Here is a 10,280-nt window from a genome sequence, read left to right as displayed (position 1 = left end):
CGGCCGCGGCGGTGCGCGGTGCGGCCGCGGCCGTGCCGGTGGCCAGCGTGGCGCCGCCGCCCGCCAGCGCCAGGGCGAGCAGTACTGCTGCCAGACGTGTCCTCATCTGCCCAACCTCGTTCCCGTCCGGCCCCCGTGGCCTTCGACCGTTTCACTGTGACAGCTGTCGGCCGGGTCGTGACAGGGGCGCGGAACGGCCCGTTCCCGGACTGTGACGGTGTAACGGTGCCGCGCCGCCCGGCGGCCGTGGTCGCCGCCGGGCGTCGGACGCCGGGCCGTCAGCAGGACTGGCGCACCACCAGGTGGGTGGGCAGCACCACCGAGCGGCCCGGGGTCGGGTCCTGGAGCAGTTCCACCGCCCGGGCGCCCAGGTCCTCCACCGGCTGGCGGACGGTGGTCAGGCCCGGCCGGGCGGTCGCGGCGGCCGGGGAGTCGTCGAAGCCGATCACCGCGACGTCGTCCGGCACCCGCCGCCCGAGCCGGTGCAGCGCCCGCAGCGCGCCCATCGCCATCGCGTCCGAGGCGGCGAACACCGCGTCCACGTCCGGGTACTGGTCGAGCAGCCGGAGCATCGCGTGCTCGCCCGAGCGCGACCCGAAGTCGCCGTACGCCACCGCGCAGCGGGCCGGGTCGCCCTGGTCGGCCATCGCCCGCCGGTAGCCGGCCAGCCGGTCGGCGCCCGCGGCGGTGTCCGGCGGCCCGGCGATGGTGGCGATCCGCCGCCGCCCGGCCCGGTGCAGCAGGTTCACGGCGGCCCGGGCGCCGCTCAGGTTGTCGGCGTCCACGTGCGCCAGGCGCTGCGACTGCGGGGGGCGGCCCAGCGACACCACCGGCACGCCCGCGGCCTGCAGCAGCCCCGGCAGCGCGGGATCGCCCCAGCGCCCGACCAGCAGCACGCCGTCCACGTGCCCGCCGCACAGGTAGCGCACCAGCGACGGCCGGGCCGGGCCGGGCCCCGCGGTCAGCACCACCAACTCCCGGTCCGGGACGACCCGCTGCGCACCCGCCAGCAGCCGCACCGGGAACGGGTCGGCGTGGAAGCGCAGCACGTCCGCGAACGCCACCACGGCGATCGCCCCGGTGTCCCGGGCCGTCGCGGCGGGCGCCCGGCGGCGGACGTAGTTCAATTCGCGGGCCGCGCGCTCGACGCGCGCCGCGATCTCGGCGGACACCGGCGCGGACCGGTTCAGCACCCGGGACGCGGTGGCGCTCGACACGCCCGCGCGGGCCGCGACCTGGGCCAGCGTCGGCCCGGGCGGTGCGCCCGGCGAGCCGTCCGCCGGGCCCGGGCGGTCCGCGGGGGCCTCGGGGCGGGTGGTCGGGACCGGGAGGGTGCCGCCCGGCTGGCGGGTGGCGGTGATCGGGTGGGGGAGCGGGTGCAGGGGCAACGCGGTCGCCCTTCCTGGCGCGGGGTGGGGGAGGCCGTGGCCACCCGCCCGGGGCCATCGGTGACCGCACCGTAGGTGCCTGGTCGGTGGACCGTCAAGGCTTGTGACAGGACCGGTCCGCCCCGTCCCGCCCGGCTCCGGCCCACCCCCGCCCCCGTCCCGTCCGGCTCTGGGCCGCCCGTCCGCACCCGCCCCGCGGACCATGATCGCCAGACCCGCACCGTGCGAAGGGAGTTGACCCGCCCGTGATCTGACGGACCGTCAGACGAATCGCCACCGTCCCGGGCGCCCCGGGCCCGGCGTGCGGCGCCACCGCCGGGACGGCCGTCTCGCCATGTGGACGTCCGGACGTCCGGGCCGGGGGGTGAACCGCCCCGGCCCGGGCGGGAGGTGACGGGCCGTCGGGCCAGGGCGCCCCGGAGGCTCCGGAGGGCCGGCCCCGGAGTGTTAGGCTCCGGCTTTCGTCCAGGCAGGCGTCCCCCCACGGGGTGGCGCGTACGGGGAGAGCAGGAGCCGAGAGTGTTCGCAATACGCAGTGCCGGGATCGCGTCGATGGCCGTGGCCGCCGCCGCGGCGGCCGTCCTGACCGGTTGTTCCGCCGAGGTGCACGTGGGGACCGTCCAGCCGACCCGGACCGCCGGCGGCGACGCCGCGCTGCCCAGGCTCTCCGCCGACAAGCTCGGCAAGAAGACCGCCGAGACGCTCGCCAAGAGCCAGAACCAGCCGGAACCCACCGTCACCTGCCCCGGCGACCTGCTCGGCAAGGTCGGCACCACCATGCGCTGCCAGCTGGTCGCCGCCGACGGGAGCTCGCTGGGCCTGACCCTGACCGTCACCTCGGTGCAGGGCACCGACATCAACTACAACATCAAGGTCGACGACCTCCCCAGCGGGGAAGCCTCCGCCACCCCCTGACCCCGCCGTCGCCCGGGCCGCCCGCGCGGCGGCCCGCCGCGCCCACCCGTGACGTCGCCGGGGCCCGTCGCGGAGCCGGGCGGACCTCAGATCCGGCCCTTGCGCACCGAGTGGACCGTCGCCCCGGCCAGCGCCAGCACCGAGCGGTGCAGCGGCAGTTGCTCGTGCTCGCGGTACAGCGCCCAGTTGTGCTTCACCAGCGACAGCTTGTTCGAGGACAGCGACCCGGCCCGGCCCGCCCGGTAGATCGCCAGCGGCTCGCGCAGGCCCCGGGCGGCGTGCCCGTCGCGCATGATCGACAGCCACAGCGCGTAGTCCTGCCGCTTCGGCATGTCCGGCATCAGCCGGGTGCCCAGCGCGGCCCGGTCGTACATCGCGGTCAGCGCCCCGATGTGGTCCTGCACCAGCATGTCCCGGTACGTGACGCGCTCCCGGGCCGTGACCACCCGGCCGTTGGGGGTGAAGTCCCGGGCCTCGCCGGTGTGGTCGCCGTCGACCTTGTAGTAGGAGGTGAACGTCAGCGGGGCGTCGCCGTCCGCGGCGAACGCGAGCTGGCGCTCCAGCTTCTCCGGCAGCCACATGTCGTCGCTGTCCAGGAACGCCACGTACTCCCCCCGCGCCCGGGCGATCGCCAGGTTCCGGGCCCGCGCCGCACCGCCCTGCTCGGGCGCCGGCTGCGCGAGCACCCGCCCGTCCTGCCGGGCCAGCTCCCGCAGCAGCTCCATCGAGTCGTCCTCGGACGCGTCGTCGGTGATCAGCAGCTCCACGTCGGCGTGGGTCTGCGCGAGCACGGAGCGCACCGAAGCGCCGAGAGTGGCGGCCGAGTTGTGGACCGGCATCACCACGGAAACCAGGGGCACGGCGGGGCTCCTCACCCGGAACGGGATCGTCGGGGACGTCGTCACCGCGGACCGGGCCCACCGGGCCCACCACGCGGCGGGCCGCCACCTCCACGGCCACGACGTTGTGACCTGCACCGTATCAAGCGGGCCGCCCCGCCCGCGCACCCCGTGCACGGGCGGGACGGGCCCGGGTCAGGCGGCGGGGCGGGGTTCGACGACCGGGACGGCGGTGGCCGGGTCGTGGCCGGTGGCGACCAGGCGCATGACGAAGCCGGCCACGTCCTCCAACTGCCGGGCGTGCTCCAGGCCGCCGATCACGGCGGGGACGCCGCCGAGGTCGCGGACCAGTTCGGACGCGGTCTCCAGGGCCGCCCCGTCGTCGCCGCACATCGCCACCGTCCGGGTCGGCTGCCCCTCGGCGGGCAGCAGCCAGCCCGCCCCCGCGAACAGGTGCAGCGCCTTCACCACGTGGCTGCCCGGCGCCAGCGCCGCGACGTGCTCCACCGCCGAACCGGTGGACGGCTTGAGCAGGCCGTCGGCGTAGTCCACCGCGTTGGTGCAGTCGATCACCGCCTTCCCGGCCAGCGAGCCCTGCCCGGCCCCCGCCAGGGCGAGCGCCTCGTCGAGACCCTCCCAGGAGACCGCGACGACCACCGCGCCGCTCGCCCCCGCCACCTCCGCGGGCTCGACCGCCCGCACCGCGTCGCCCAGCCGGTCGGCGATCGCCAGCGCCTTGTCCCGCGAACGCCCGCCGACGAGAACCCGGTGCCCGCTCGCCGCCCACGCCTCCGCCAGTGCCGAGGCCAGCGCGCCGGTGCCCAGAATGCCGATCTGCACGTCGTTCTCCCGTTTCTCGTACCACGATGGTCCGGTGCGGACCTGATGGCACATCACGCTAGGAGCCCCGGGCCTACCGTTCGGTAGGCCCGGACCGGGTAGGAACGGAACCGTGAACGACCACCACTGCGAACCCTTCGCCGCCGACTGCGCGGTACGCCTGGCCGCCGAACTGATCGCCCACACCTGGGACCCGGTGGTGCTGATGGCCCTGCGGGCCGGCCGGCGCCGCCGCCTCGACCTGCTGGCCGCCGTCGCGGGCGTCAGCGACAAGGTCCTCACCCAGACCCTGCGCCGCCTGCACGCCAACGGCCTGATCGTCCGCGTCACCGCCCCGGGCGACCGCGCGGTGTCCTACGAGCTCTCCGCACTGGGCAGCAGCCTGGCCGAGGGCCCGCTCGCCGCCCTCGGCGACTGGGCGGTCCGGCACGCCGGACAGATCCTCGCCGCCCAGGAGGCGGCCGAGGCGGCGTGACCGTCCGCGCCGACCCGCCCCCGGCCCGGGAGGCACCGGGCGGGAGCCGGAAGGGAGCCGGGGCGAGCGCGTAGCGCCACCGGGGCGGGACGGTGCCCGTCCGGGTTCCGTCCCGGGCAACCCGTCCCGTGCCGCCCGTCCGGTCACCCGGTCGTCGGGTGCGGCGGGTGCGGCGGCGAAGAAGAGCCCGCCCCGCCGACTTCGGATTCCTCCTCGGCGGCCGCCCGGCCCGAGCCGTTCCGCAGCCGGCGAGGGGGAGGGGCTTCAGGCCGTCGGGTCCCACAGGCCCGTGGCCTCGCCGCGGGCGAGGTGGTCGGCGTAGACACCGACCTTCCGGTCGATCACCGACCGGCACTCCTCCAGGGCCCGGATCCGGGCGTCCACCCGCTCCCGGTGGGCGTCGAGCAGCCGCAGCCGCTCGGCCTCGTTGCCCGGCCCGCTGCGGACCAGTGCGGCGAACCGCTTGAGGTCGGCGAGCGGCATGTCGGACTCGCGCAGCCGCACGCAGATCAGCAGCCACTCGACGTCGACCGAGCCGTACTGCCGCCGCCCACCCGCACTGCGCCGCACCGGCCCGACCAGCAGCCCCTCGCGCTCGTAGAGGCGCAGCGCGTGCACGCTCAGCCCCGTCCGCTCGGCCACCTCGCCGATGCCCCACCACCGTGCCGCGCCCGCCCCGCCGCCGTCCTCGTCCGTCCCGGTGCCGGTCACGCCGCGCGTCCCTCCCCTCCACCGCACCGCCCGCGAAGGCGTCGGGCCCGTTCCGGCCCCGGTCGGGAAGCATAGGACGGACGGCCGACCGGTTGGGCCGGGGAATCCCGCCGGGCCCGGTCGGGGACGGCGGGTAGCCTCTCCGGCATGTGCTACCGCGCCTCCAACGGTGCCCTCCGGCACTACGTGTGCGTCGCCTGCCGGCTCTCCTTCAAGGGCAGTCCGTGGCCGATCCGGAAGCAGGTCTGCCCCGGCTGCCGCGGTGAACTCGTCTTCGCGGGCCACGACTTCGCCGCGCCCCGGCGGCGCGACACGAAGGCGTGGTCGGTGGTCGCCGCCGTGCTCGCGGAGGGGCTGACCTACGACCACCGGCCCGGCTGCGGCTGCACCCGGCTCCCCTCGTTCCGCCCGCGGACCCGCGCGCAGGTGCGGGCCCGCCGCCGCGCGGCCGAGCGGCTGGGCGTGCCGCTGGCGGTGGCCCTCGCCCGCCGCGACGCGCTCACCCCGGAGGGCCGCGACGAGCAGCCGTCCGCTCGGCCGGCCACCGGGTCCGGACCGGCACGGCCCGGGCGGCGCGCCGCCCGATCGGACCCGGACGGGACTTGAGCTAGACCGCGGTCGAGATCGTAGCGTCCACGGCATGAGCACCCACGCGACGAACGACCCGGCCACCGATCCGACCGCCAACTCCCTGCAGCAGCCGCTGGGTTCACCCTTCTCCGCCGCCAGCACCGCCCGGGAGGTGCTGGCCGGCCGGGACCTCGCGGGGACGACCGCCGTGGTGACCGGCGGCTACTCGGGGCTGGGCCTGGCCACCACCCTGGCCCTGACGGCCGCCGGGGCCCGGGTCCTGGTGCCGGCGCGCCGCCCGGACGTCGCCCGGACCGCCCTGGGCGCGGCGGGGGCGACGGACGGTGCCGAGGTCGTCCCGATGGACCTGGCCGACCCCGGCAGCGTCCGCTCCGCCGCCGCGCTGATCCGCGAGCGGTTCGACCGGCTGGACCTGCTGATGGCCGTCGCCGGGGTGATGGCGACCCCGGAGCGGCGGTTCGGGCCGGGCTGGGAAGGGCAGTTGGCGGTCAACCACTTCGGGCACTTCGCGCTGGCCTGCGAGCTCCACCCGCTGCTGGTCGCGGCGGCCGCAGCCACCGGCGGGGCGCGGGTGGTCGTCAGCAGTTCGGCCGGGCACGCGCTGACCGGCATCCGCTGGCACGACCCGCACTTCCGCACCGGCTACGACAAGTGGCTCGCGTACGGCCAGGCCAAGACCGCCAACGCGCTGTTCGCCGTGCACCTGGACGCGCTCGGACGGGAGGACGGCGTCCGGGCGTTCGCGCTCCACCCGGGCAGGATCATCACCGGGCTGCAGCGGGAGATGACGCGGCGGGAGCAGGTCGACCGGGGGTGGGTGAACGAGCGTGGCGAGGTCGTCGGGGCCGGCTTCAAGAGCCCCGGGCAGGGCGCGGCGACCGGGCTGTGGGCGGCCGTCTCACCGCTGCTGGACGGCCGCGGCGGCCTCTACCTGGAGGACTGCGAGGTCGCCCGGATCAGCGCCCCCGACAGCCCGGTGGACGACGGCGGCGTCCGCGACCACGCGGTCGACCCCGAACAGGCCGCCCGGCTCTGGGAGGCGTCCCTCGCCGCGACCGGCGCCCCGCCGATCGGCCGCTGAAGCCCGCCGGCGGCCCCGACCCCGCCGGGGCGCCGCGCGGCGGGCCAGCGGGTCAGCGGGTCAGCAGGTCCCGGACGGCCGCGGCGATCTCGTCGGGGGCCTCCTCGGCCATGAAGTGCCCCGCGCGGGTCAGCCGGTGGTCCAGGTCGGGGGCCCAGGCCCGCCAGACCGCGGCCGCGTCGTAGCCCAGCCGGGCGCCCCAGTCCTGTTGGACGACGGTGACCGGCATGGCCAGCCGCGACCCGGCGTCCAGGTCGGCCCGGTCGTGCAGCACGTCGATGCCCGCGGAGGCCCGGTAGTCCGCGACGATCGACGGGACGGCCGCCGCGCTCGCCCGCAGGTACTCCGCGCGCACCCGCGGGGGCAGCGCGGCCGGGTCGTTCGCCCAGGAGTCGAGGAACGACCCGAAGAACGCGTCCGCGCTGTTGGCGATCATCGTCTCCGGCAGGCCGGGCGGCTGCGCCATCAGGTACAGGTGGTAGCCGACCGCCGCCGAGGTGCCGTGCAGGACGTCCCAGGTGTCGAGCGTCGGCACGACGTCGAGGACGCCCAGATGGGTGACCGCCCCGGGGTGGTCCAGCCCGGCGCGGAAGGCGACCAGCGCGCCCCGGTCGTGCCCGACCAGCGCGAACCGCCGGTGGCCGAGCGCCGCTGCCAGCGCCACCACGTCGGCGGCCATCGCCCGCTTGGCGTACACCTCCGGGCCGGTGGCCGCGGGCTTCCCGCTGTCGCCGTAGCCGCGCAGGTCGGGGCAGATCACCGTGTGCTCGGCGGCGAGCCGCCCGGCGACGTGCCGCCACATCAGGCGGGTCTGCGGGAAACCGTGCAGCAGCACCACCGGACTGCCGCTGCCGCCGACCCACGCGGCCACCTCCACCCCGTCCGCACCGGGCAACCGGACGTCTTCGAAACCGGGAACGTCGAACGTCTCCACGGGACTCCTCCTCGATCGGGAACCGACCGCACCAGCCTCGGCGACGCCGATCAGCAACCGATCAGCAACCGGCCGGGCGGACGGCCCGCCCCGCCGTCCGCCCGGCGCCCCGGAGGGAGGATGGGGGCATGCGAATCGACGTGCTCGGTTCCGTCCGGGCCCGGCGCGAGGACGGAACCCCGGTGGAACTGGGCGGCCCCCGCCACCGCGAAGTGCTGGCCCGACTGGTCGCCGCCGAAGGACGGGCGGTCCCCGCCGGCACCCTCGTCGACGACCTGTGGGCGGCCGACCCGCCGCCCCGCGCCGTCGGCGCCCTGCGGACCTTCGTCGGCGCACTGCGCCGCGCCCTGGAACCCGAGCGGCCGCCCCGCGCCCCGTCCCGCCTGCTGGTCACCGAGGGCACCGGCTACGCCCTGCGGCTGCCCCGCGCGGACGTCGACGCCCACCGCTTCGAGGACACCCTGGTCCGCGCCCGACACGACCCCGCCGCCGCCCCCGAGCTCACCGCCGCCCTCGCCGACTGGCGCGGCCCCGCCTACGCCGACCTGCCCGACCGGGCCTGGGCCCGGCGCGAGCGCACCAGGCTGGAGGAACTGCGGCTGGACGGGGTCGAGTTGCGCGCCCGGCTGCTCCTCGACGCGGCCCCGCACCCCGCGGCCGACACCCCGGGGAGCACCGGACCGGCCGCCCAACTGGCCGCCGAACTGGGCGCCCACGTCGACGAGCACCCGTGGCGCGAACCGGCCTGGGCGCTGCTCGCCCGCGCCCTGCAGCAGGCCGGCCGGCAGGCCGACGCCCTGGCCGCCCTGCGCCGCGCCCGCACCCTGCTCGGCGAACGGCTCGGCCTGGACCCGGGCGCGGAACTCCAGCGCCTGGAGGCGGACATCCTCACCGGTAGCGCCCCGCCCGGGCGGCCGCCCGCCGCCTGGGGCGTGCCCGGCGGCCGGCTCGGCCCGCGCACCACCGTCGACCTCGCCCGCACCCTCTCGCTGGCCGGCGGTGACGCCCTGCTGCACGCCCGGCGCGACCGGCTCGCCGCGATCCGCGCCGCCGAGCGCACCGGCGACCCCGAGCTGACCGCCCGGGTCATCGGCGCCTACGACGTCCCCGCGCTGTGGAGCCGGGCCGACGACGCCGAGCAGTCCCGGGCCGTGGTCGAGGCCGCCGAACGGACCCTCGCCGCGCTCGGCCCGGACGCCCCCGACGCGGTGGCCGCCCGGCTGCTGGCCACCGTCGCGGTGGAGAGCCGCAGCGCCGACCTGACGCCGCAGCGGCTGCGCCGCGCCGGGTGGGCGGCCCGCCGGGCCGAGGAACTGGCCCGGCGCGCGGGCGATCCGGCGCTGCTGGCGTTCGCCCTCAACGGGGTGTTCCTACAGTCCTTCGGCCGCCCCGGCCTGGCCCCCGACCGGGACCGCACCGGCGCCGAGATCCTCGACCTGGCGACCCGGCACGACCTGCCGCACTTCGCCGTCCTCGGCCGGCTGGTCCGCCTGCAGTCCGCCTCCGCGCTCGGCGACCTGGACGCCGCCGCCGAGCACGCGCGGGCCGCCGAACGGCTCGCCGCCACCGTCGAGGCGCCGCTGGTCGGCGTCCTCACCGGGTGGTTCCGGGCCCGGGCCGCCGCCGAACGCAGCACCCGCCCCGGCGGGCCGACCGCCGCCGAGGCCGCCGCCCGCTACCGGGAGGCCGGGACGGCCCTGCGCACCGCCGGGATGCCCGGCCTGCACCGCGGCCTGCTCCCGCTCGCCCTGCTCGGGCTGCGCCTGCTGCACGGGCGGCCCGCCCCCGTCGACCCGCGGCTGGACTGGGGGCCCTACCTGCCCTGGGCCCGCCCGCACGTCCTGCTCGCGCAGGAGCGCCGGACGGAGGCCGCCGCCGCGCTCGCCGCGCTGCCCGACCCCCCGCCCGACCACCTCCAGGAAGCCCTGTGGTGCCTGACCGCCCGGGCCGCCGCCCGGCTGGGACGACCCGCCCCGGCGGCCCGGGCCGCCGAGGCGCTGCGCGGCGCCCGGGCCGAGCACGCCGGGGCGGCCAGCGGGCTGCTGACCCTGGGCCCGGTGGCCCGCTACCTGGCCGAAGCGACCGGGACGGCCGGGGCGGGCTGAGCGGGCTGGGCGGACGGGACCGGGCGAGGCGGGCCGGCCGGATCAGTCCTCGTAGTAGTTGTTGACCACCACGTCGGGCGTGTCGTCGTCGAAGGCCTCGTACAGCAGGGCGCCGCCGACCAGGCCCGCCGCGCCCGCGCCGATCATCGCGCCGGTGCCGAAGCGGCGGCCGCCGCCCTGCTGCTCGTGCGGGTGGTGGTCGTAGCCGTGCTGCTGGGGGTGGCCGTACGGGGGGTAGCCCGGCTGGGGCTGGCCGGCCATGGTGGGCGGGTAGCCGACGGCGGCGGGTTCGGCGTAGTACGGCGGCGCGGTGGTGCGCACCCGCTGGGCGCAGGCCGGGCAGGCCCGGACCGGCCGCGGCGCGAGATCGGAAGAGAACACTTCTTAACTCCAGTCACAAC

11 protein-coding genes are annotated in these 10,280 nt (G+C 77.7%); 5 read left to right on the top strand and 6 right to left on the bottom strand.

Annotated elements, in window-relative coordinates; all coding sequences use genetic code 11:
- Positions 1-278: 278 nt before the first annotated feature.
- Complete coding sequence (locus ACWEO5_RS36335; RefSeq protein WP_452166378.1) at positions 279-1,388, bottom strand: LacI family DNA-binding transcriptional regulator; 1,110 nt, start codon at positions 1,386-1,388, stop codon at positions 279-281.
- Between the two features lie 519 nt (positions 1,389-1,907).
- On the opposite strand from ACWEO5_RS36335, the gene ACWEO5_RS36330 reads away from it, so the two are divergent.
- Positions 1,908-2,303 (top strand): DUF4333 domain-containing protein, encoded by a 396-nt coding sequence (locus ACWEO5_RS36330; protein ID WP_452166377.1) that lies wholly within the window; start codon positions 1,908-1,910, stop codon positions 2,301-2,303.
- A gap of 86 nt (positions 2,304-2,389) precedes the next feature.
- Here the strand turns inward: ACWEO5_RS36330 and ACWEO5_RS36325 are convergent, their stop codons facing one another.
- Together ACWEO5_RS36325 and ACWEO5_RS36320 are read right to left on the bottom strand one after the other, a co-directional pair.
- Positions 2,390-3,163, bottom strand: a complete 774-nt coding sequence (locus tag ACWEO5_RS36325; protein ID WP_452166376.1) for a glycosyltransferase family 2 protein — start codon at positions 3,161-3,163, stop codon at positions 2,390-2,392.
- A 174-nt stretch (positions 3,164-3,337) separates the two neighbouring features.
- Entirely contained in the window at positions 3,338-3,982 is a 645-nt protein-coding gene (locus ACWEO5_RS36320; protein WP_452166375.1) for an NADPH-dependent F420 reductase, read from the bottom strand.
- A 112-nt stretch (positions 3,983-4,094) separates the two neighbouring features.
- On the opposite strand from ACWEO5_RS36320, the gene ACWEO5_RS36315 reads away from it, so the two are divergent.
- On the top strand, positions 4,095-4,457 hold the full coding sequence (locus ACWEO5_RS36315) for a winged helix-turn-helix transcriptional regulator (RefSeq protein ID WP_452166374.1): 363 nt from the start codon (positions 4,095-4,097) through the stop codon (positions 4,455-4,457).
- Between the two features lie 264 nt (positions 4,458-4,721).
- On the opposite strand, the gene ACWEO5_RS36310 is transcribed toward ACWEO5_RS36315, so the two are convergent.
- A complete protein-coding gene (locus ACWEO5_RS36310; protein WP_452166373.1) occupies positions 4,722-5,168 on the bottom strand; it encodes a MerR family transcriptional regulator in 447 nt (148 codons plus the stop codon).
- Between the two features lie 147 nt (positions 5,169-5,315).
- On the opposite strand from ACWEO5_RS36310, the gene ACWEO5_RS36305 reads away from it, so the two are divergent.
- Together ACWEO5_RS36305 and ACWEO5_RS36300 are read left to right on the top strand one after the other, a co-directional pair.
- Positions 5,316-5,774, top strand: coding sequence for a hypothetical protein (locus ACWEO5_RS36305; protein ID WP_452166372.1), 459 nt, complete (start codon positions 5,316-5,318; stop codon positions 5,772-5,774).
- Positions 5,775-5,808: 34 nt separating this feature from the next.
- Positions 5,809-6,840 (top strand): oxidoreductase, encoded by a 1,032-nt coding sequence (locus ACWEO5_RS36300; protein WP_452166371.1) that lies wholly within the window; start codon positions 5,809-5,811, stop codon positions 6,838-6,840.
- Positions 6,841-6,892: 52 nt separating this feature from the next.
- Here ACWEO5_RS36300 and ACWEO5_RS36295 read toward each other — a convergent pair whose 3' ends face one another.
- Positions 6,893-7,774: an alpha/beta fold hydrolase gene (locus ACWEO5_RS36295; protein WP_452166370.1), complete on the bottom strand. Its 882-nt coding sequence runs from the start codon at positions 7,772-7,774 to the stop codon at positions 6,893-6,895.
- A gap of 128 nt (positions 7,775-7,902) precedes the next feature.
- Here ACWEO5_RS36295 and ACWEO5_RS36290 point away from each other — a divergent pair, with 128 nt between their 5' ends.
- A complete protein-coding gene (locus tag ACWEO5_RS36290) occupies positions 7,903-9,879 on the top strand; it encodes an AfsR/SARP family transcriptional regulator (protein ID WP_452166369.1) in 1,977 nt (658 codons plus the stop codon).
- Between the two features lie 42 nt (positions 9,880-9,921).
- On the opposite strand, the gene ACWEO5_RS36285 is transcribed toward ACWEO5_RS36290, so the two are convergent.
- Positions 9,922-10,260 carry a hypothetical protein gene (locus ACWEO5_RS36285; protein WP_452166368.1) on the bottom strand — a complete coding sequence of 113 codons (339 nt, stop codon included), beginning with the start codon at positions 10,258-10,260 and terminating at the stop codon, positions 9,922-9,924.
- Between the last annotated feature and the right edge of the window lie 20 nt (positions 10,261-10,280).

This window comes from Kitasatospora sp. NPDC004272, assembly GCF_053603035.1.
This window is presented reverse-complemented; position numbering and strand designations above follow the sequence as displayed.